General features: G+C 42.6%; 18 protein-coding genes. 13 read left to right on the plus strand and 5 right to left on the minus strand.

The genetic code is table 11. The features are described 5' to 3' along the window. The first annotated feature begins 14 nt into the window (after positions 1–14). The 3 genes from lepB (BW976_RS20710) (at position 15) to lepB (BW976_RS20720) (ending at position 4,563) form a co-directional block, all read left to right on the plus strand. Complete coding sequence (lepB, locus tag BW976_RS20710) at positions 15–1,457, plus strand: signal peptidase I (RefSeq protein ID WP_076376039.1); 1,443 nt, start codon at positions 15–17, stop codon at positions 1,455–1,457. A 237-nt stretch (positions 1,458–1,694) separates the two neighbouring features. Further along, positions 1,695–2,837, plus strand: a complete 1,143-nt coding sequence (gene lepB / locus BW976_RS20715) for a signal peptidase I (protein ID WP_076376041.1) — start codon at positions 1,695–1,697, stop codon at positions 2,835–2,837. A 253-nt stretch (positions 2,838–3,090) separates the two neighbouring features. Further along, positions 3,091–4,563: a signal peptidase I gene (lepB, locus tag BW976_RS20720; protein ID WP_076376043.1), complete on the plus strand. Its 1,473-nt coding sequence runs from the start codon at positions 3,091–3,093 to the stop codon at positions 4,561–4,563. A gap of 636 nt (positions 4,564–5,199) precedes the next feature. Here the strand turns inward: lepB (BW976_RS20720) and BW976_RS20725 are convergent. The 4 genes from BW976_RS20725 to asnS form a co-directional block, all read right to left on the minus strand. Beyond that, complete coding sequence (locus BW976_RS20725) at positions 5,200–6,282, minus strand: Ldh family oxidoreductase (RefSeq protein ID WP_076376045.1); 1,083 nt, start codon at positions 6,280–6,282, stop codon at positions 5,200–5,202. A 155-nt stretch (positions 6,283–6,437) separates the two neighbouring features. Continuing rightward, on the minus strand, positions 6,438–6,974 hold the full coding sequence (locus tag BW976_RS20730) for an RBBP9/YdeN family alpha/beta hydrolase (RefSeq protein ID WP_076376047.1): 537 nt from the start codon (positions 6,972–6,974) through the stop codon (positions 6,438–6,440). A gap of 90 nt (positions 6,975–7,064) precedes the next feature. Next, positions 7,065–7,532, minus strand: coding sequence for an SRPBCC family protein (locus BW976_RS20735; protein WP_076376049.1), 468 nt, complete (start codon positions 7,530–7,532; stop codon positions 7,065–7,067). Between the two features lie 231 nt (positions 7,533–7,763). Next, positions 7,764–9,200, minus strand: coding sequence for an asparagine--tRNA ligase (gene asnS / locus BW976_RS20740; protein WP_076376051.1), 1,437 nt, complete (start codon positions 9,198–9,200; stop codon positions 7,764–7,766). A 111-nt stretch (positions 9,201–9,311) separates the two neighbouring features. On the opposite strand from asnS, the gene BW976_RS20745 reads away from it, so the two are divergent. From BW976_RS20745 to BW976_RS20760, 4 genes are all read left to right on the plus strand, one after another. Further along, on the plus strand, positions 9,312–10,172 hold the full coding sequence (locus BW976_RS20745) for a DMT family transporter (RefSeq protein WP_076376053.1): 861 nt from the start codon (positions 9,312–9,314) through the stop codon (positions 10,170–10,172). A 209-nt stretch (positions 10,173–10,381) separates the two neighbouring features. Further along, complete coding sequence (gene dnaG, locus BW976_RS20750) at positions 10,382–12,316, plus strand: DNA primase (RefSeq protein WP_076376055.1); 1,935 nt, start codon at positions 10,382–10,384, stop codon at positions 12,314–12,316. Continuing rightward, positions 12,316–12,684 carry a YraN family protein gene (locus BW976_RS20755; RefSeq protein ID WP_076376057.1) on the plus strand — a complete coding sequence of 123 codons (369 nt, stop codon included), beginning with the start codon at positions 12,316–12,318 and terminating at the stop codon, positions 12,682–12,684. The genes dnaG and BW976_RS20755 overlap by 1 nt, the downstream gene beginning before the upstream one ends. 8 nt (positions 12,685–12,692) lie before the next feature. Continuing rightward, positions 12,693–13,787, plus strand: a complete 1,095-nt coding sequence (locus BW976_RS20760; protein ID WP_076376059.1) for a glutaminyl-peptide cyclotransferase — start codon at positions 12,693–12,695, stop codon at positions 13,785–13,787. A gap of 133 nt (positions 13,788–13,920) precedes the next feature. Here the strand turns inward: BW976_RS20760 and pgi are convergent, their stop codons facing one another. Beyond that, positions 13,921–15,567: a glucose-6-phosphate isomerase gene (pgi, locus tag BW976_RS20765; protein ID WP_076376061.1), complete on the minus strand. Its 1,647-nt coding sequence runs from the start codon at positions 15,565–15,567 to the stop codon at positions 13,921–13,923. Between the two features lie 255 nt (positions 15,568–15,822). Between pgi and BW976_RS20770 the strand changes: the two genes are divergently transcribed. The 6 genes from BW976_RS20770 to BW976_RS20795 all read left to right on the plus strand — a co-directional run bounded on the left by BW976_RS20770 (position 15,823) and on the right by BW976_RS20795 (position 21,693). Next, positions 15,823–16,260 (plus strand): hypothetical protein, encoded by a 438-nt coding sequence (locus BW976_RS20770; protein WP_139332368.1) that lies wholly within the window; start codon positions 15,823–15,825, stop codon positions 16,258–16,260. A gap of 349 nt (positions 16,261–16,609) precedes the next feature. Continuing rightward, a protein-coding gene (gene prfB / locus BW976_RS20775; RefSeq protein ID WP_183583930.1) for a peptide chain release factor 2 occupies positions 16,610–17,702 on the plus strand; the annotation gives its coding sequence in 2 pieces (ribosomal slippage) (positions 16,610–16,669 and positions 16,671–17,702; 1,092 coding nt in all). Between the two features lie 173 nt (positions 17,703–17,875). Then, the gene (locus BW976_RS20780; RefSeq protein WP_175614149.1) at positions 17,876–19,657 is read left to right on the plus strand and encodes a sensor histidine kinase; all 1,782 of its coding nucleotides are present in this window, start codon (positions 17,876–17,878) and stop codon (positions 19,655–19,657) included. A gap of 10 nt (positions 19,658–19,667) precedes the next feature. Next, complete coding sequence (locus tag BW976_RS20785) at positions 19,668–20,426, plus strand: LytR/AlgR family response regulator transcription factor (protein WP_084192286.1); 759 nt, start codon at positions 19,668–19,670, stop codon at positions 20,424–20,426. Between the two features lie 18 nt (positions 20,427–20,444). Beyond that, positions 20,445–21,359: an alpha/beta hydrolase gene (locus BW976_RS20790; RefSeq protein ID WP_076376069.1), complete on the plus strand. Its 915-nt coding sequence runs from the start codon at positions 20,445–20,447 to the stop codon at positions 21,357–21,359. Position 21,360: 1 nt separating this feature from the next. Then, a complete protein-coding gene (locus BW976_RS20795; protein WP_076376071.1) occupies positions 21,361–21,693 on the plus strand; it encodes an EF-Tu C-terminal domain-related protein in 333 nt (110 codons plus the stop codon). The last annotated feature ends 364 nt before the right edge of the window (positions 21,694–22,057 follow it).

Here is a 22,057-nt window from a genome sequence, read left to right on the forward strand (position 1 = left end):
ACCGCTATTTTTAAATGGATATAGCCACATACACCGCCTTTTGTTTAACTGCCGGGCCATTAATAATTTTAATGATTATCGGCTTATGGAAGTTATTTGAAAAAGCTGGTCGACCAGGTTGGGAATCCCTGATCCCGGTTTACAGTACCTATATCATGCTCAAACTCAGCGGCAGGCCCTGGTGGTTATTGCTGCTGTTACTGATACCTGGCATCAACATTATTATTGGTGTGGGCATAGCTATTGATTTTATCAAATCGTACGGTAAATTTAAAATAAGCCAGAACGCAGCTGTTATCCTGGTGCCGTTTATTTGTTTGCCTAAATGGGGTTTTGATAAAAATACGCGTTACCTGGGCCCTTCGGCAAGTGTCGATTTTCATGAAGAGCATCGGGAAAATCTTCAAAAATCAAGCACCCGCGAATGGGCCGAGGCGGTTATTTTCGCGGTAGTTGCTGCTACGCTTATCCGTTCGCTTTTTATCGAAGCCTATACCATCCCCACACCATCCATGGAAAGCTCACTGCTGGTGGGCGATTTTTTGTTTGTGAGCAAAATAAATTATGGTGCGCGCCTGCCCATGACACCTGTTGCCTTCCCATTTGCGCATCATACCATGCCACTTACCGGCGGTAAGGCCTATTGGGATGGCATCAAACTGCCGTATTTCAGGTTGCCCGGTTTTGGCGATGTTAAAAAGGGCGATGTGGTAGTATTTAATTATCCCATGGATGCCGATTCGCCCTTCTATCGTCCGGTTGATAAACGCGAAAATTATATCAAACGCTGCCAGGGGACTCCCGGCGATACCCTGAGTTTGCTTAACGCGCAGGTTTATATAAATGGTAAAGCAGCCATTACCCCTCCGCATGGCGAAATGGAGTATATGGTGCGTAACAGTGCGGGTAGTTTTAACCGGCAGGTGGTATTTGATCTGCACCTGTCAGATATTCAGCAGTTTACCAATCAGGATTTTATGATGAACATGACCGCTCAATCGGCCGCTTTGTTGAAGCAGCAAGCCGATATTAAATCGGTTAGGCCAAACATCCGGCTCAGAGGGGTTTATGACCCGGAGATATTTCCGCACAGCCCTAAATTCAGGTGGAATGTAGATAATTTGGGCTCCATCATTATCCCCAAAAAAGGCTGGACGGTAAAACTCGACAGTCTTACGCTACCCATCTATCGCCGTGCTATTGAAGTTTATGAACAGAATAAGCTGCAGGTAAATGGTAATAACATCATTATCAATGGCAAACCCGCCAGCAGTTACACCTTTAAGCTCAACTATTACTGGATGATGGGCGACAACCGTCATAATTCCGAAGATTCACGCTTTTGGGGTTTTGTTCCCGAAGACCATATTGTGGGCAAGGCCCTATTTGTATGGATGAGCTGGGATGCCGAAGTCCACCGCATCAGGTGGAGCAGGGTGATGAGAATGATTCATTGATGTGCGGATGTGCAAATATGCAGATGTGCAAATGGGGGAATAGATTTGCGAATGCTGAGTAATTAATCTATACATGGTAACTCATCTGCATATCCACACATCTGCAGCTCATCTGCACATTCGCACATTTGAATAGTAACATATAGCTTACAAAACAGTCATAGGAATAAAAAAATAATTATATACTTTTAAACCAATCTGCACATTTGCACATCCGCATATCTGCACATCTGAAATATGAACTGGAAATTCTGGAAAAAAGATACAAGCAAGCCTAAAAAGAAAAAGGGCGCCCTGCGCGAATGGGGCGATGCTATAATTTTCGCGGTAATTGCGGCCACACTGATACGTACCCTTTTTATTGAGGCCTATGTTATCCCCAGCGGATCGATGGAAAGCTCTCTGCTTATTGGCGATTATTTATTTGTAAGCAAGGTTAACTATGGTGCCCGCATGCCTATAACCCCGGTGGCTATACCTTTTATGCATCACACCATACCGTATACCAACTCCAAAGCTTATTGGGATGGTATACAGTTACCGTATTACCGCCTGCCGGGTTTTAGCGATATTAAAAAGGGCGACATTGTGGTGTTTAACCAACCCATGGAAGCCGATTCGCCTTATTTTCGCCCGGTTGATAAACGCGAAAATATCATTAAACGCTGCCAGGGAACTCCAGGTGATACCCTGAGCCTGGTAAATGCCCAGGTTTACATTAACGGTAAACCAGAAATCACTGCCCCGAGAGGCGAAATGGCTTACGTAGTAAAAACCGACGGTAGCCAGATAAATCCGCAGTTGATCAATGAGCTCCATTTAACCGATATAGGTATTATTGATAGTACCACGTTTAAAACCAACACTACGGTTGAATCGGCCAAGGCATTAAGGGCTTATTCCAATATCAAATCAGTTACGGCAGATATCGCTACTAAAGGTATTGCCGACGATCTGAACCCGGTTTATCCCGGTAAATACCCGCGTTATAAGAATACACCAAACTTCCCGCATTATACCTGGAACATTGATAATTTTGGCCCCATCATTATCCCTAAAAAAGGCTGGACAGTGAAGCTGGATAGTTTAACTTTCCCGGTTTATGGCAGGGCTATTGAAATTTATGAGCACAATAAAGTAAAAGTAGTGGGCCACGATATTTATATAAACGATAAAAAAACCGATACTTACACTTTTAAACTCAACTACTACTGGATGATGGGTGATAACCGCCATAACTCCGAAGATTCGCGTTATTGGGGGTTTTTACCCGAAGACCACGTAGTAGGCAAGGCCTTATTTACCTGGATGAGTGTGGATAGCACCGCCTCATTTGTAAATAGGATACGCTGGAACAGGTTGTTTAGAGGGATACATTAATAAATTGAATAGCTATTGAAAAATATAAAAGCCATGTCAATCTGAGAATTAAAAATATGTCATTGCGAGCGTAGCGTGGCAATCTCCTCGCGTTCTCTTGGATAGGAATAGCTACGAGATTGCTTCGTCGTTCCTCCTCGCAATGACATGAGGCGGACCTGACAAGGTGCGAGGAAGGATAACAGGGTTTTGAATTAATGATTTTTTTCAATAGTCAAACACAGAACAATAATTAGAATTTAAATAAAGAAAAGTGAACATTATACTTGCTATTATACTACTGGTTATACTACCTTATGTAGGGTTATGGAAATTGTTTGAAAAAGCCGGCAGACCAGGCTGGGAAGGTATTGTGCCTTTATACAATATTTACGGCATGATTAAACTAAGCGGCAGGCCCGCCTGGTGGTTTGTGCTTGTATTGATACCCGGATTGAACATATTGGTGATGATTGGCCTCACCGTTGATTTTATCAAGTCGTTTGGTAAATTCAGCCTGCTCGATCATATTTTGGGAGTAGCTTTACCATTTATATTTTTGCCCAAATGGGGTTTTGACAAGGATACCAAATACCTGGGTCAATCTGCCAGTCCGGAGTTTAGGGAAAAATATAAGATAGCCCTTAAAAAAACACCGGCACGTGAATGGGCCGATGCCATCATCTTTGCTGTGATTGCCGCCACATTGATCCGTACCCTGTTTATTGAGGCCTACGTAATTCCGAGTGCTTCTATGGAAAGCTCGCTGTTAATTGGCGATTACCTGTTTGTAAGCAAAGTGAACTACGGAGCCCGCCTGCCTATGACGCCTGTGGCTTTTCCGTTTGCACACCATACTATGCCGCTCATCAATACCAAAGCTTATTGGGATGGTATCGAACTGCCTTATTACCGTTTGCCCGGACTAAGTGATGTGAAAAAAGGTGATGTGGTAGTATTTAACTACCCCATGGATGCCGACTCACCATTATACCGCCCGGTTGATAAACGCGAAAACTATATTAAACGCTGCCAGGGAACACCCGGCGATACGTTGAGCGTAGTGAACGCGCAGGTAGTTATTAACGGTAAGCCTGCCATTACGCCAATACATGGTGAAATGAATTACCTGGTAAAATCAGACGGCAGCGAAATTAATCCACAGCTGGTTAATGAGCTTCACCTGGAAGATATTGCACCGGGAATTGATAACACCTTTACTACCAACACCACTGTTGCATCGGCCAATACATTAAAAGGGTACTCCAATATCAAATCGGTTACACCTAATATATCTCCTGCCGGGGTTCCGGATCAGTTGAATGGGGATGTTTATCCGGTAAAATTCCCGAATTATAAGATCACGCCAAATTTTCCGAAATTTAAATGGAACGTAGATAATTATGGACCTATCATCGTACCTAAAAAGGGTTGGACAGTAAAACTGGATAGTTTAACCTTCCCGGTTTATGGTCGCGCTATTGAAATTTACGAGGGCAACAAAGTACAGGTTGTAGGCAAGGATATCCTGATCAACGGGAAAAAGGCTGATACCTATACCTTTAAACTGAACTATTATTTTATGATGGGCGATAACCGCCACAATTCCGAAGATTCCCGCTTCTGGGGATTTGTACCCGAAGACCATATCGTGGGTAAGGCCCTGTTTATCTGGATGAGTATCGACGATAATGCCAGCTTCCTGAGCAAGATTAGGTGGAGCAGGTTGTTTAATATTATCCGTTAAGCCCCCCTAATAACCCCTTGAAGGGGGAATAGAAAATTTGCATTGCCTGCCTGGTTTACCGGGTGGGCTTTTTTGTGAATATGATAGTAGGCCTGTCATCCTGAGCTTGTCGAAGGGCGCACGCAGAGGCCACTCACCCCGGCATCGCTGTGCTTGCCGACCCTCGCTTCGGCCGCGGCGGAAAGAGGGTAAAAAATAGGGTTTGTCATGCTGAGGGACGAAGCATCTATTGTTGAATATGCTCGCGAAGAAGATCCTTCGCTTCGCTCAGGATGACAAAAATTGGATAGTCACCCGGTTACCCATCGAACGATTATAAAATAGAAATTGCAAGGCTCTCCAATTTTTCGTATATTTATATCAATCGGTAGCCCGGTTTTCTGTTAACAGAAAACCGGGCTGTTTTGTTAAGGACAAAGCCAAGCCAAAAACCAACCGTTTGGTGTGTAATTATTTGATAGTTAATAAATGAATACTTTTTAAAGTTTTAAAAACTGCTCAAAACTGCGTTGAAATTTGTTAAAAAGTGTTAAAATCGATCGTTTTGAGGCCAATTTTGAACGATTTTGCCCCGTTTTCGGCCAGAAAAGTGTTAAAATTTAAGGTTTAAAAAGTTTTGGGAAGGGTGATATTAAATTATAAACCCTGCAAAGGTTCCACGCCAAAACGCTCGGCCAAAATATGCAGGTCGGTCACAACGGCATCAACCAGGGGGATGCCATGGGTACTGCGATGTTGCTCGGCCTCCAGTTCGGGCTCGCCGGGGATGATGACCTTCTGGGTAGGGTCAACGGTGGCGGAGGTCTTGAACCGGGCTATCCAGTTATCCAGGTGGCTCTTAAACTCATCAACCGGGCGAAAGCCATCAACCCGCATAGCGCCCACGAAATGGCCGATACCCTGCCCTACCGGGTTAGCCGGCGGATCCAAAAAAGCCACAAAAGGAGGCACCCATGGTCCATAATTGGCACCGGACAGCACTGCCGACAAAATATCCACTGTAGCACTCAGTCCGAAGCCTTTATGACTGCCATGATCGCGGTCGCCACCCAGGGGTAACAACGCACCGCCGGTTTTGAGCGCATGCGGATCGGTAGTATACTGGCCGTGCTGGTCCTGAATCCAGCCTTCGGGTACCTGTTTACCCAGGCGCTGGGCAATTTCAAGCTTACCATTAGCCGCTGCCGAAGTAGCCAGATCCACCACCACAGGCGGATAATGACCGGCTGGGAAGGCATAGCACATAGGATTGGTACCCAACAAACGCTCGCTCGAAAAAGTAGGCGCTACCAGTGGGCTGGCATTGGTCATGGCAAAACCGATCATGTCTTTCTCCACGGCCATCAGTGCGTGGTAGCCTGCTATGCCAAAATGATTAGAGTTACGTACGGATACCCAGCCCGAGCCGTATAATTCGGCCTTTTTGATGGCTACTTGCATGGCGAAGGGCGCTACCACCAATCCGAGACCCGCGTCGCCATCAACGGTGGCTGTGGTGGGTGTTTCGTGTACTATCTGGATGTTCGGTGTGGCATTAATGCGATTCTTCTCCCATAGGCGTACATAGCCGCTCAGTCGGGCCACCCCATGCGAGTCTATCCCCCGCAAATCGGAGCGCAACAAAACATCGGCAGCAAGCGTAGCATGCTCCGTACTACAGCCGATGGCCTTGAAAATATTTTCTGTAAAAACGCGGAGGGTATTAGGGCTTACAAGCATAAATTTAATACTAAAAAGTATGTCATTGCTAGGAGGACGACGAAGCAATCTCATCAGGACAAGTAGACTACCAATGAATGATTCGCATTGATGAGATTGCCACGCTGCGCTCGCAATCACATAATTTACTAAATGTGTTTACAAGGTTAAATATATCAATTATCCAGCTGCTGCAGCAACTCTAATCCCTTGGGCCATTCGCCATAGCCAGCGGCTAAATTAATATGGCCTGCATCGCCAATGTTTATCAGTTCGCTACCCCAGCTATCTGCAAAAAAGCGGGCACGTTCGGTGGTTACATAATAGTCGTTGCTGCTGGCTACTACAATGCTTTTGAAAGGGAGTTTTAGCGAGGGCACAGGTGTAAATCCGGTAGTGCCTTGGGGGTAAGTACCAGCCTCAGTATCGCTTGGGGCTACCAACAGGGCACCTTTAATATTTACGTTGTATTGCTGTGCCCAATACGCTATAGTGGTGCAAGCCAGGCTATGACCAACCAGAATCACATTTTTGGGATCGTGTTGCTGCACATAGCTATTCAGAGTTTCAATCCAGTCGCTGCAAACCGGGGTGTCCCAGTCTTGCTGTTCAATGCGCACCAAGTTAAATTGCTTTTCCCAAAGCGACTGCCAGTGTGCCGGACCTGAGTTTCCCAATCCCGGGTGGATAAGAATGGTTGAGTTAAAAGTCATGGTAAATACTTTAAATAAGAATATTGAATACTGAATTTCGAAGTACTTCGGCGTTCGATATTCGAAATACGACATTTTTACTTTAAATTATTAATATTCATCCCCTTCAGAGGGCTGGGGGGCCTCGGCTATTTCTTTAATAACCATGTTGCGTTTTTCTAAAAGACTACACATATAATTCTGCAAAAAAACAAGATCGAATATAGTGCCATACGATGATTCGTACCTGAAGATGTCCTTCATTAGCGTTTCCTCTTTTATAGCAAAAAAGTAATGCTCATGTCTGAAGTTTCTGAAGGCGCCCTGCACCATTTCGTCGGTGAAAAAGTTGGGATACTCCAGCTCGGTGATCTTTGAAGTGAGGGTTTGCCAGACGCCAAAATGTTTAGCCCGCCAGGTAACCCACTCGCCCAGTTCAATCAATCCGCTGGTACGACCGGCAATAGCAGTTTCGCCGGTATGCCGGGTTGAAGCAACATGTACATCGATATTCCGGGCCAAATCAAAACATTTCCCGATGGGCGCATTGATATGGGTGGCTAATTCAATTACAGGCACAGTGACACGATTTAAGGATTATTTAAAGATTAACAGGATTTTTCACAATCGCTATAATGCAATGTTTAAAATCCTGTTAATCGATCTAAAATTATGTAGTCCTATTTGAAAATGCAATTACGTTCACAGCAACATAATTTGAGGGTTATTTAGTGAATGAAAGGATTCTCATGGTTGCAATAATGAAGTCTTTAAAAATCCTGTCAATCTAACTAAATCCTGTAATCCTGATTAAAACTCAGCATTTTTCGGGAACCTTGGGAAAGGGATCACATCGCGGATATTGCCCATGCCGGTTACAAACAGCACCAGGCGTTCAAAGCCCAGGCCAAAACCAGCGTGCGGGCAAGAGCCAAAACGACGGGTGTCCAGATACCACCAAAGCTCGTCTTTAGGGATATTCATTTCGTCCATGCGTTGCTCCAGCTTGTCCAAACGTTCTTCACGGGCCGATCCGCCTATAATTTCGCCAATGCCCGGGAACAGGATATCCATAGCGCCAACGGTTTTGCCGTCATCATTCTGGCGCATGTAAAATGCTTTGATCTCCTTAGGATAATCGGTCAGGATCACTGGCTTTTTGAAATGTTTCTCCACCAGGTAACGTTCGTGCTCGCTTTGCAAGTCGGTTCCCCAACCTTCAATCGGGTATTGGAACTTCTTCTTTTTGTTCGGGGTCGATTCCTTCAGGATGTCGATAGCCTCGGTGTAAGTAAGGCGCTCGAAATCGTGATTTAAACAAAACTGCAGTTTTTCGAGCAGGGTCATTTCTGAGCGTTCGTTCTGCGGTTTTTGTTTTTCCTCTTCTTCCAGGCGCTGAGTTAAAAATTCGATATCATCGGCATTTTTGTCCAAAGCGTATTTGATCACGTATTTCAGCATCTCCTCGGCCAGATCCATGTTATCGTCCAGACTGTTGAAGGCAACTTCGGGCTCTATCATCCAAAACTCAGCCAGGTGGCGGGTAGTATTAGAGTTTTCGGCACGGAAAGTAGGGCCAAAAGTATATACATCGCTCAGGGCCATAGCACCTAGTTCACCTTCCAGTTGCCCGGATACGGTCAAATTGGTTGGGCGACCGAAAAAGTCCTGTTTAAAATCGATCTCGCCGGTATCTGTTTTCGGGATGTTATCCAGGTCGAAGTTGGTTACGTGGAAAGTTTCGCCCGCGCCCTCCGCGTCAGACGCGGTGATCACCGGTGTATGCAGGTAAATAAAACCGCGCTCCTGGAAAAATTGGTGTACGGCGAAAGCCAGGCTGTTGCGCACCCGGAATATCGCCCCAAAAGTACTGGTGCGGAAACGCAGGTGGGCGTTCTCCCTCAAAAACTCCAAACTGTGCTTTTTTGGTTGGATGGGGTATTTTTCAGGATCGCTGTCGCCCAGTATTTCAATGTCGGTAGCTATAACTTCAACCGTTTGACCTTTGCCTTGTGAAGCTATTAGTTTACCCACAACGCTTAAAGCAGCACCCACGGTAACGCGTTTCAGCAATGCCGGATCAGTATTTTCGAAATCAACAACGATTTGGATGTTATTATTTGTTGAGCCATCATTTAAAGCAATGAAACGATTGGAACGGAATGCACGCACCCATCCTTTTACTGTTACATCAATGTCGGTTTGCTGACTTTGCAGCAATGCTTTAATCTTTACTCGCTGACTCATATAATATATTTTTTAGAGTCGCAAAAATACAATTATTTATATAATGGTACGGGTAATTTTGGCCTTAATGATAAGCTATTTAACTAAATTTGCCCCTCATCTGTTACCCCTATGAACCCCAAAATCAGCCTTACTATCGGTATTTTATGTATAGCCTTTTCGCCCATATTTGTAAAGCTTTGCGGGGCGCCCCCAATTACAGCGGCTTTTTATAGGGTGTTTTTGGCCTGGCTGGTATTAGCTCCATGGTGTTTCTGGAAGGTAAACCTTAAAATAGCCACTAAGGATCTGTTAACGGCCTTCCTGGGCGGACTCATTTTTGCCTCAGACATTGCCGTGTGGAATATTTCGTTGGGGCACATCAGTGCTACCGTATCAACCCTGCTGGCTAACCTGGCCCCGGTTTGGGTAGGGCTCATCAGCTTTTTTATCCTGCGCAAAAAATCGGGAATATTATTTTGGATAGGTACGGGCATAGCCATATTAGGGATGATCATTTTAGTGGGTTACCAGAATATAATCAACCTGCAGTTTAATATTGGTATTGCACTGGCGCTTTTGGCCAGCATGTTTTATTCCATCTACATCGTAATAACCAATAATATTTTACAGCGGATAGGCACCCTGTCGTTCATGTTTTATAACATGCTTGCGGCGAGTGCCTTCCTGCTCATGATCAGCTGTTGGCAAGGCAATAATTTGATTAGCTTTTCTTTAAATAGCTGGCTTTGTTTTTTGGGGATGAGCCTGCTTTGCCAGTTAACCGGCTGGATAACCATCAATTATTCACTGCGATTTTTGGAGAGTACAAAGGTTGCTATAGCGCTTTTGGGACAAACGGTAATTGCAGGTATTATCGCGGTAATTTTGCTGCACGAAAGTTTACAGCTGAAAGAAATAGTAGGTAGTGTAATTGTGCTTGCCGGTATAGCGGTAACATTTTTAAAGCCAACTTTGGTGAGTGGTAAGTAGCGAATAGTGAGTGGTTAGTAATGAGTAATTATAATTAGTTGTCTAAATAATGGCATTTCTTTTTTATTAAAAGCTTATGATGCTTACTATTAACTACTCATCATTCATTACTCACAGCTCACCTTTTGCTACTCTCCGCTCACCACTAACTATTCACTACTCACCACTTGATACTTGATACCCGATAGGCTACCTTTGCATTTTAGCGCATGATCATAAAATCCACCATCGACCGTATTATGGAAGCCACCGACATTGTGGAGGTGATAGGGGAGTTTGTGCAGTTAAAAAAGCGTGGTGCAAACTACGTGGGCTTATCGCCTTTTGCCAATGAGCGTACTCCATCGTTCACGGTATCGCCAGCAAAAGGCATTTTTAAAGATTTCTCGACAGGTAAAGGTGGTTCGGCGGTTACTTTTTTAATGGAACTGGAAAAATTCAGTTATCCCGAAGCTTTAAAATGGCTGGCTAAAAAGTACGGTATCGAGGTTGAAGAAACCATTGATCATCCGGAAAATAAGGAAGAAGACCTGCGCCGGGAAAGCCTCATGATCGTGACGGCCTTTGCTGCCAAGTTTTTTCATGAAAGCATGCTGGATACTGATGAAGGTAGAAATATTGGTCTGAGCTATTTTAAAGAACGCGGTTTTAGTACCGAAACCATCAAAAAGTTCGAGCTTGGTTACTCACCAGATCAATGGGAGGCTTTTACCGGGACAGCTATAAATCAGGGCTATCAACAACAATTTTTAGAGGAAAGCGGACTATCGGTTAAGCGCGACAACGGTACACTGTACGACAGGTACCGGGGCCGGGTGATGTTTCCGATACATAGTTTTACCGGGCGTGTCATCGCTTTTGGCGGTCGTACGCTGAAAAAAGATAAGAACGTACCCAAATATGTAAACTCGCCCGAGAGTGAGATCTACCATAAATCAAACGTACTTTACGGATTATATTTTGCCAAAAAGGCTATACGCGATGAAGATAATTGCTACCTAGTTGAAGGTTATGCCGATGTGCTGTCGGTTCATCAGGCGGGTATCGAAAATGTAGTGGCGTCATCAGGTACATCGTTAACATCCGAACAGATCAGGCTGATAAGCCGTTTTACGCAGAATATCACCATTTTGTATGATGGCGACGCGGCGGGTATCAAAGCATCCCTGCGTGGGCTGGATATGATATTGGAAGCCGGACTTAACGTAAAAGTAGTCTCGTTCCCTGATGGACATGACCCCGACTCTTATGTACGCCTGGTAGGTACCAACGCCTTCAAAAAACATATTGAAGAAAGCAAAAAGGATTTTATCCTTTATAAAGCCAACCTGCTTTTAAAAGATGCCGGTAACGATCCGATAAAGAAAGCCGAGATCATCCGCGAGATCGTAGAGAGCATCGCCAAGATACCTGACTCCATCAAGGCTTCGGTTTTCATTAAGGAGTGTAGCTATCTGTTACAGATAGATGAGCGTTCGCTCCTTTCCGAACTGAATAAAATGCGGCAGGCCAAGGCTAAAAAAGATGGCCAGCAACAGCAAAATACCAGGTACTCCCCGCAACAACCTCCGGACGAGCCCAACTTTTTTGATGAGCCCGAAGTTCAGGAAGCCAAGGATGAGAGTTCGCAGGAGAAAGAGATTATCAGGCTGTTGCTCTTGTACGGTAGTAGAATGATTGATTGGGATGGTATCGCTAATACCTATATCGGCCCGTTCATGATAGCCGAACTTGGCGATGTTACTTTTGAGCATCCTGTTTGTAAAATGTTTACGGACTTATACCGGCAGGAAGTAGAGAACGGTGTGCTGCCCGATGACGCCTATTTTATCCATCATAAAGATAAGGGGATTGTTGACCTCACCGTAACCATGCTGGCTACCAAGTATACGCTGAGCGAAAACTGGTACGAGATGCACCGGATCATGATTCACGATGAGCAGGATAATATGAAAGCTGCCATTTTAGGTGCTATATTCCACCTCAAGAAGCATAAAGTGGGTAAAATGCTCGAAAATCTGCGCAGTGAGTTACAAAAAGCCGAAACCGAGGCCGACCAGGAAATATTGCTGAACCAATATATCCGCATGAAAAAGGTCGAAAAAATGATCTCCGATTTTTTAGGCTCAGTAATTATCAAATAATGGCCAAGCACCTTGACCTGGGCCGCGCCGGCGAGGCTTTAGCCAAAACCCACCTGGAAAATTCCGGCTATGAAATACTCGATGAGAACTGGACCCACGGAAAAGCCGAGATAGACCTGATTGCATATAAAGACAAGGTTATTATATTTACCGAAGTAAAAACCCGCACCGGCAACGGTTTTGGTGAACCCGAGGATTTTGTGGATGCCCGTAAACAAAAATTACTGGCTGATGCCGCAGATGAATATATTTACCTCATGAACCACCAGGGCGAAGTGCGGTTTGATATCATCGCTATTTTGTTTGACAGGGATAAAAATTATATACTAAACCATATTGAAGATGCGTTTTGGCCTTCGACCACTTGATTTATTTTATGAATAATAAACTAAAAGTACTTTTTGCCGCCTGTGCCTTATTGGCATTTGGCTGCAGCTGCAATAATAAACCAAAAGATAACGGCGCTGACTATACCATCAGCCCCGAAGCCGGTACCTCCTACAAATCTGGCGATGAAGTAAAGATCAAAGTAAGTTTGCCTGCGGATAGCAAGCCCGACTCTATTGTATACATGCTGGATGCCTTAAAATTAGGTGTGGGTAAAGATTCGGCAGGTATCAACCTGAAAACGGATACTATTCCCCTGGGTATTAAATTGATCACCGCGAAAGTATACTCCGGTGGTAAAGATCAGGAAATAACTACCAATATTATTTTGACGGCCGCCAAAGCACCGGAATTGCTGACCTATAAAGTTGAAAAAGTATTTCCGCATGATACCAGTTGCTATACCGAAGGTTTGCTTTACCAGGATGGTGCGCTTTATGAAAGCGGGGGCGGTTATCTTGACCCACCGGCAGGACAATCAAGAGATGTACAGTCGAGATTAAGAAAAGTCGATCTGGCTACGGGCAAATCCATCAAACAAATTATGCTTGACCCGAAAGTTTTTGGCGAGGGGATCTCCATTGTAGGCAACAAGCTCATCCAGCTTACCTACCTGGAAAAGATAGGTTATGTTTATGATAAGGATACTTTTAAGCTACTGAGCACTTTTACCAATAATGTAGGTGTTGAAGGCTGGGGTATGTGTTTTGACGGTAAAAAACTATACATGGATGATAAAACCAACCGGATCTTTTTCCTGGATAAGGATACTTATAAGCAAATTGGTTTTATTGATGTGTATGATGATAAAGGTCAGGTAGAAGAGGTTAATGAGTTGGAATACATTGATGGTAAGATATACGCCAATGTATATCATACCAATAACATATTAGTAATAGACCCTAAAACAGGTGCAGTATTACAAAAAGTTGACTTAAGCAATTTATACCCGGAGGCAAGTAGAAACCCCAATGCGGATGTAATGAATGGCATTGCCTGGGATGCAAAAGGCAAACGCCTGTTTGTAACCGGCAAAAAATGGCCGCATCTGTATCAGATAAAGATTAGCCCCCCAGCCCCCTAAAAGGGGAGCTTTTGATTAGCATATTCATTAACCGAAAAAGCCTGCAATTGCAGGCTTTTTCGGTTTTATTCATTTATCTTCAGGATTATCAGCTCCCCCTTTAGGGGGGTGGGGGGCTTGAGTTAGGGGGGCTCTACCTCCAGGCCTTATACTGATTGATCAAACCATTGGTTGATGAATCATGGCTGCTGATTTCGGCGTTATCTTTCAATTCAGGAAGGATTTTGCCGGCCAGTTGCTTGCCAAGCTCAACGCCCCATTGATCAAAGCTATAGATGTTCCAGATAATGCCCTGTACAAATATTTTGTGCTCATACATGGCTATTAATGAACCAAGGCTATGCGGAGTGATCTTTTTAAGCAGGAAAGAGTTGGTAGGACGGTTACCTTCAAATACTTTGAAAGGCGCTATTTCAGCTATCTCTGCGGCTGATTTACCGGCTGCCTTTAACTCGTCGATCACTACTTCTTCGGTTTTACCGTTCATTAAAGCTTCGGTTTGCGCAAAGAAGTTTGACAATAACATATTATGGTGTTCGCCCAGCGGATTGTGTGATTGTGCAGGCGCTATAAAATCGGCAGGGATCAGTTTGGTCCCCTGGTGTATCAGCTGGTAAAAAGCGTGCTGGCCATTGGTGCCGGGTTCGCCCCAGATGATCGGTCCGGTAGAGTAGTCAACCTCTTTACCGTTGCGATCCACATGTTTACCATTGCTTTCCATGTCGCCCTGTTGAAAGTAAGCGGCAAAACGGTGCATGTATTGATCGTAAGGTAATATTACGTTGGTTTCAGACTCAAAGAAGTTGTTATACCATATACCCACTAAAGCCTGTATCACCGGGATGTTTTGGTCAAACTCCGTGGTGCGGAAATGCTCGTCGGTAGCATGGGCGCCTTCCAGCAGTTTAACAAAATTATCAAAGCCAATACTCAAAGAGATAGACAGGCCAATAGCGCTCCATAAAGAGTAACGACCACCAACCCAATCCCAAAACTCAAACATATTTTTGGTATCGATACCGAATTTTCCAACAGCGGCGGCATTGGTTGACAAGGCCGCGAAATGTTTAGCTACATCCGCCTCTTTTGCTCCGGCAGCCAGGAACCAATCACGTGCACTGTGCGCGTTACTCATGGTTTCCTGCGTGGTAAATGTTTTAGAGGCAATGAGGAATAAAGTAGTTTCCGGATCAACCACTTTTAGCGTTTCGGCTATATGGGTACCGTCAACGTTAGATACAAAGTGCAGGGTCAGATGATTTTTATAAGCCTTTAACGCTTCAGTAACCATTACCGGGCCCAAATCAGATCCTCCGATGCCAATGTTCACCACGTCGGTGATGGGTTTGCCGGTATAACCTTTCCAGTCGCCGGATATAATAGCCTGACTGAAATCTTTCATATGGTCAAGCACTTTATTTACATCGGGCATCACATCTTTGCCGTCAACATAAATAGGTTTGTTGCTGCGGTTACGCAGGGCAATGTGCAGCACCGGACGATCTTCAGTGACGTTGATCCTTTCGCCCGAAAACATGGCCTCAATTGCCTTATTTACTGAACATTCCTTAGCTAACTGTATCAATAAAGCGATAGTTTGCTCGTCTATCCGGTTTTTGGAATAATCAAATAAAATATCTTCAAACTGGATATGGAATTTTGTAAATCGCTCTTTATCAGTATCAAATAGCTCTTTCAGGCTTTTCGATACGATGTCGATGTAGTGATCTGTTAAATATTTATAACTCTGGGTGGTGGTAAAATCGATATTTGGCAGCATAATTGAAGTGGTTTTTTAACAAAAGTAACAAGTTAATTGTTAGGTGGATATTAAATATTAAACTAACAATTGTTAGTGTTGTTTTAACACTGTTTACATAGTGTTTGTTTTACACCTAAAAATTGCGATAATTTTAAAAATATTTGACAATTGTTTGGATATTTCAAATAGTTATTTGATATATTTGTTTTGTTGGTAATCAAATGCATTATTTATCATCAATTTGTAAATTTAAAAGTAAAAATAAAAAAGGTCATGTTTGAAAAACTTTTTTTGCTTGTAAAAAATAACGCCGGGACGGCTGTTGTTAACAACCCTATAATACCTGCAAAGCACCGCGAAGCAGTGATGATTGAGGCCTCAAGTTCTATCATAGAGGTTTTAAAAGGCCAGATGGAAAATGGCAAATTGAAAGAACTGATCAAGTACTTTCAGTCGTCGGGTATTTACAATCATTCATTAGTATCAAGCATAGTAAACCGCTTTGCCAATCGTTTAAATACTTTTTATCATATTGATCCTGTACAATCCCTGGCAACTGCAAACGCACTTATACCGCAGGTGATGAAGGAACTGGTAAGGGAGTCAAAAAGCGAGCAGATCAAAGAATTTGGCTTAACTAACATGCTTACCAAACTAAACGGTAACAAAGCCGACCTAAGCTTATTGGTTAATAAACTGATGGTGGCTTAATAAAATATAACTGACATTGTGAGGCCCGCAAACTTGCGGGCCTTTTTTGTTGGGGCAAACGCCGAAAATTATGGTTTACACTATTTGAGGGGTAAATGTATTTAATTTACTGATTATCAATTAAATAATGTCATGTTAACCGTAAAAAGTGTAAACCATGTAAACCCACTTTTTAGCAAAATATCCTCTGTTCATGGATTATGCTTCAACGTATCTTTGAAGTATAGCTTCGGAACTTTTTTATTTATGCCGATTATCAAATTGTCGCACGGGGTGAGTTTACTATGCGACAATCTAAAATGCATCCTTTTTTATTTATGCCGATTATCAAATTGTATATATTTGCCGAATGACTAAAGAACAGATTCAGGATTTAAGGGATAGATTAGTTTCCCTGAGGAGGCATCTTTGACATCGACAAGAAGCTTGACCAATTAAAAATAGAACAGGAAATAACTGTTGGTCCCCATTTTTGGGATCATCCCAAGGACGCCGAAAAAGTACTGGCATCCATCAAAACCAAAAAAGTATGGACAGATGAGTTTCAGAAAGTATCATCCGTAATTGATGATGCCGGCGTGCTTTTTGAATTTTACCAGAGTGGGGATGCTACCGAAGCAGAAATGCAGCAGCAATTTAACCAGGCCATCAAGGTGGTGGAAGAGCTTGAGTTTAAAAATATGCTCTCGGCCGAAGAAGATCAGTTTCATGCCGTACTGCAAATAACAGCCGGTGCGGGTGGTACCGAAAGCTGCGACTGGGCAGGTATGCTCATGCGTATGTACATTATGTGGGGCGAAAAAAATGGTTATAAAGTTACCGAGCAGGATTACCAGCCTGGTGATGTGGCCGGTGTAAAAACCGTAACCCTGCAGTTGGAAGGCGATTTTGCCTATGGTTATTTAAAAGGCGAAAATGGTGTTCACCGTTTAGTGCGGGTATCTCCGTTTGATGCCAATGCCAAGCGCCATACCTCATTCGCATCTGTATACGTTTATCCATTGGTTGATGATACGATAGAGATCGATATTAACCCTGCCGATATTGAGTTTGAAACCTTCCGCTCTGGTGGTGCTGGCGGGCAGAACGTGAACAAGGTAGAAACCGCCGTACGTTTATATCACAAGCCATCGGGTATTATTATCAAAAACCAGGAATCGCGCTCGCAATTACAGAATAAGGATAATGCCATTCGTTTATTAAAATCGCAATTGTACGAAGTTGAAATGCGTAAGCGATTAGAAATAACCAATACCATTGAAGGCAACAAAAAGAAAATAGAGTGGGGTTCACAAATCCGTAACTATGTACTTCATCCATACAAACTGGTGAAGGACCTGCGTACCGATCATGAAACCTCCAACGCCGCCGCTGTGCTGGACGGAGAGCTCAACGAATTTTTAAAAGCTTACCTGATGGAATTTGGCGGGCCTAAAAATTAAAACTGTTTAATCAAATCTAAAAAACGGCACTATATCATATAGTGCCGTTTTTTGTTTTATCTTGATCGGGCACCAAATTCTAACCGCATGCTACCAGATACTCATTACGCGTTGATAAAACCGAGCATTAGATACAATTTTGTGATATGAAACAACCTAAACCTTATCACATCATGAAAAAAAGAACTTTAGTATTAATAACTTGGTTTGTGTTCGCTGTTAATTTAATGTCGGCCACATTTGCCCAAACCTCTAACACCAATAAATTTGGGAATGCCTTTTGTTTTGATTTTATTTCAACGGATCAACGGATGATGGTGAGGCAATCTGAAACCTTCCGTGCAGCAGATACTGCTGTTAGTGATGTAATGGAATATAAAGAGGGACATTACTTTAATTCTCAGGATGAAACACCCCGTAGTCCAATTATGCTGGGTGTTAAACTAAACCCCAATCTCGAAGATTTTTTTTCAAATCCTGTAAAGTCTTTATCAAAAGAATATTCCAGTTATATTATTAAAGATAGTTCTGCGGCAATTTTAATTGCGTTGGGTATCGATAAAAGCAATATTAAAAACTATCGTTACCATGTAGTTGAGAATGATAGTGTTGAAATAGTTCCCTGGTCCAAAATTCCTAAGCTTGAGCAAAAGTATGGTGCTGAGCAGTCGTATGGCTTTTTAGGCAACTATCGGTTTCCAGGTAAAATGGTTATGATAGAGGTAGTAAATATTAAAGACTATAATATCAGAGATGGGGTGGTTTTTGATTGGCGGGTTAATTTTAAGCCAGTAGTTACTCAAATTACTATAGAAACGCCTGATGATGGTAAAAGTGGCAATGACTCTACCAAGAAGATATATTATTTTAACCTTAATTATTCAAAAATGAATAAAGGGTATGCCACGCGGTTTGATCCTAAAACCGGCCTCCCCTTAAATTTTAAATTTCCGGTTGATAGCATTACTAATATACGCCTTGCTTATAAACAACATGCTGATGTACCCTATGTAATATACTTGACTAAAAATATTAAAGGGAAAATTGATACTAACGAGATAGGCTGGTACCATCTTGAAAATTATTATGTTTTGGCAAGTAAATACTTTAATCAACCAGGTAGTTATGAGATAATTATACAAAGGGCTGAAGATTTGGGGCATTGGTCTGAAAGCCAGTTGCTACGGATCCCATTTGAGGTACTACCCGCACCGCCCGATAAAAAAGCGGCCATAACTTTTAAACAAACCTTGCCTTATATCATAGCAACACTCACGGGTGTTGCTTTGTTGTTTGGGCTGTATTACCGGCGTAACCAGGTAAAGCTTTTAAAAGCCGCACAGGAAAAACAAACTGCAGGGTTAAAATTACGCTCCATCAGGGCGCAGCTTAATCCTCATTTTATGTTCAACGCGTTAACATCCATACAAAACCTGGTGAATAAAAATGATATCGCGGGTGCCAATCATTACCTTTCAAAATTTGCGGGTTTAACCAGGCAGGTACTTGATACCGGGAATGATGAGTTGCTAAGTTTGGAGCAGGAATTGAAAATTTTGGATGATTACTTACAGATGGAGCAATTACGGTTTGGTTTTCAGTACGAAATAATAGCCGATGATGGTTTAAACATTGCTAATATTGATATACCAGCCATGTTACTGCAGCCCTTTGTTGAAAACGCCGTAAAGCATGGTGTGGCTAGCTTACAGGCTGATGGGAAAATAGAAGTGAGGATAATGAAGGAAGTGAAAGATATCCTTTTAACTGTAAAAGATAATGGCAAAGGCTTTGCTATCAATAGGCAGGATGAAAAAGAAAGCTATGGCCTGAAATTAAGTGAAGAACGCGTAGCTTTATTGAACCAGTTATATAAAGAACAGGCTGTTAGTTTAGATATTGATACACAGGCTACAGGAACTGCTGTAAACATACGTTTATCAAACTGGGTATAACTATTATAAAATGACCAGCATTCGCAGTATTATCATTGATGATGAACCTAATAATATTGAAAACCTGCAGCTCATTGTCGCGACGCACAGTACAGATGTTGTGATATTAACAACTGCTTCAAAAGCCGCAGAAGGAATAAAAGCTATACAGGATCATCAGCCCGATCTGGTATTTTTGGATATCCAGATGCCCGGACAATCGGGTTTTGATTTGTTACGTGCCTTACCCGAAATAAAATTCGAAGTTATATTTATTACAGCCTATGATAAGTATGGTATCCAGGCCATCAAGTTCTCGGCATTAGATTATCTGCTAAAACCAATTGATATTGCCGAATTTAAACTGGCCATAGCTAAAGCAAAACAAAAAATAAGCCATCGCCAGCAAAATCATAGTATCGAAAACCTGCTGCAGTATATTAAAGCCGGGCAAAAAGAAATACCTAAAATAACATTGCCTACGCTTACAGGTATCATGTATGTAAAAATTACAGATATCGTCAGGTGCGAAGCCTCAAACAATTACACCACCTTTTACCTGCAAAATGGCGAGCAGGTGTTGGTATGTAAAACGCTTAAAGATTTTGCTGATATTTTAAAACCGCATCAGTTTGTACGTACGCATCAATCGCATTTGGTAAACCAGCAATATGTAAAAAGCTACTTACGCGAAGATGGCGGCACGCTACTTTTAAATGATCAGACTAAGGTTCCCATTTCGCGACAGAACCGGGAGCTTGTAAAAGAAACACTCAGTAAAAGTTTATAATTATTATAAATTTGATTTATGAAAACCATTTTATCTGCCTTTATTTTGACTATTGCAACAACATTATCCTACGGCCAGGAAAAGCCTATTCCCTTATATCCAAAAGGAGTACCCAATTCCAAACCAACTCCTGCTGCTTATGTAGAGAAAATAAATGAATCTTCCTGGATAGATCATGTAAGCGTGCCAACGCTTACGCCTTATTTTTTGTCAAAAGATAAAGCCAATGGTGTGGCGGTAATTGTTATTCCGGGTGGCGGTTATTCTGGTTTGGCTTCGGCACATGAGGGTATGGCTATCGCCCAGGAGTTTAATAAAATTGGTGTTACCGCCTTTGTTTTAAAATATCGCCTGCCCAGTGACGAGATTATGGTCGACAGATCGATAGGTCCCCTACAGGATGCACAAACGGCCATTATGATTGTACGTAAGAGAGCTGCCGAATGGGGTACTAACCCTAATAAAATAGGTATCATCGGTTTTTCGGCCGGCGGGCACCTGGCTTCTACGGCCGGCACTCACTTTGATAAACCTGTAATTGAAAATAAGGAGAATATCAGCTTGCGTCCCGATTTTATGATGCTGATTTATCCGGTGATCACTTTTGGCGAGCAGGCGCATGTAGGCTCGCGCGAAAACCTGATCGGTAAAACACCATCGGCAGCACAGGTTGACCTGTATTCGAATGAGAAACAAATTACTGCCAATACCCCACCCACGTTTTTAGTACATGCTGAGGATGATAAAACTGTACCTGTACAAAACAGCCTGCTGTTTTATGATGCCCTGCTTAAAAATGGCGTAAAGGCCGAGATGCACCTGTTTCAGGAAGGTGGCCACGGCTTTGGCTTAAACAATTCCAAAAACAAAGGCAAATGGTTTGATTGGGCCACAAACTGGCTGGACGAGAATGGCTTTTTGAAAGGGAAGTAGTATGGGTAAGTTTGTGAAGAATTCCGCAGATTTTATTGCTGAATTAAAATATCTTACGACAGAAGATGGAGGAAGATCAACTCCGGCATTTTCAGGTTATAGGCCACAGGTTAAGTTTGCATTTAGTGATATGCAGACCTCCGGACAGCAAATTTTTTTGAATAAAGAAATTGTGTATCCGGGAGAAGACGTTCTTGCTGAAATAACTATCATATCAACCGAGATATTTGCCGGAAAGTTATATTCCGGCCTATCCTTTGAATTTAGAGAGGGGGCCAGGGTAATTGGAAACGGGAAGATAGTGGAAATTTTAAATAAGGATTTGGAAAGGTAGCTTATAAGATTTACCTTTAGATTAGCTTCAACAAGAATAAACGAGTTGTTATTATTGTTGAAGCTTTCTTTTTGCTTCTTTTTCTTTGTTAACAACTCCGATTTTTGTTAAAAAGATTAACACTGACAGAGGCACATTAAAAGACTTACCAGGCTTAAAGGCCTATACTTCGATTCAATCCTCTGTCAGTTTGTTTAAACAAGCATCAAATAGAAATTAGAGTTCTCAGGCTCATTAGTAAGGTATTGATTGTGTTTAAACAGGTTAATCTTGATTTATTAACAATCAAAAGCAAAGTTATGGAATTCACCTATTTCATCGGCACCGATGTGTCAAAAAACGAACTGGATTTTGCAGTGATGCG

The organism is Mucilaginibacter lappiensis, assembly GCF_900155965.1.
Taxonomy (GTDB): Bacteria; Bacteroidota; Bacteroidia; order Sphingobacteriales; family Sphingobacteriaceae; genus Mucilaginibacter; species Mucilaginibacter lappiensis.

Excerpts from the sequence above, each read along its gene's own strand:
- lepB (WP_076376039.1), top strand. The coding sequence starts at position 15 with ATGGATATAGCCACATACACCGCCTTTTGTTTAACTGCCGGGCCATTA.
- pgi (WP_076376061.1), bottom strand. The coding sequence starts at position 15,567 with ATGCTGCCAAATATCGATTTTACCACCACCCAGAGTTATAAATATTTA.
- BW976_RS20725 (WP_076376045.1), bottom strand. The coding sequence starts at position 6,282 with ATGCTTGTAAGCCCTAATACCCTCCGCGTTTTTACAGAAAATATTTTC.
- BW976_RS20790 (WP_076376069.1), top strand. The coding sequence starts at position 20,445 with ATGAAAACCATTTTATCTGCCTTTATTTTGACTATTGCAACAACATTA.
- asnS (WP_076376051.1), bottom strand. The coding sequence starts at position 9,200 with ATGAGTCAGCGAGTAAAGATTAAAGCATTGCTGCAAAGTCAGCAAACC.
- BW976_RS20780 (WP_175614149.1), top strand. The coding sequence starts at position 17,876 with ATGAAAAAAAGAACTTTAGTATTAATAACTTGGTTTGTGTTCGCTGTT.
- BW976_RS20755 (WP_076376057.1), top strand. The coding sequence starts at position 12,316 with ATGGCCAAGCACCTTGACCTGGGCCGCGCCGGCGAGGCTTTAGCCAAA.
- dnaG (WP_076376055.1), top strand. The coding sequence starts at position 10,382 with ATGATCATAAAATCCACCATCGACCGTATTATGGAAGCCACCGACATT.
- BW976_RS20785 (WP_084192286.1), top strand. The coding sequence starts at position 19,668 with ATGACCAGCATTCGCAGTATTATCATTGATGATGAACCTAATAATATT.
- BW976_RS20730 (WP_076376047.1), bottom strand. The coding sequence starts at position 6,974 with ATGACTTTTAACTCAACCATTCTTATCCACCCGGGATTGGGAAACTCA.
- lepB (WP_076376041.1), top strand. The coding sequence starts at position 1,695 with ATGAACTGGAAATTCTGGAAAAAAGATACAAGCAAGCCTAAAAAGAAA.
- BW976_RS20795 (WP_076376071.1), top strand. The coding sequence starts at position 21,361 with ATGGGTAAGTTTGTGAAGAATTCCGCAGATTTTATTGCTGAATTAAAA.
- BW976_RS20745 (WP_076376053.1), top strand. The coding sequence starts at position 9,312 with ATGAACCCCAAAATCAGCCTTACTATCGGTATTTTATGTATAGCCTTT.
- BW976_RS20770 (WP_139332368.1), top strand. The coding sequence starts at position 15,823 with ATGTTTGAAAAACTTTTTTTGCTTGTAAAAAATAACGCCGGGACGGCT.
- BW976_RS20760 (WP_076376059.1), top strand. The coding sequence starts at position 12,693 with ATGAATAATAAACTAAAAGTACTTTTTGCCGCCTGTGCCTTATTGGCA.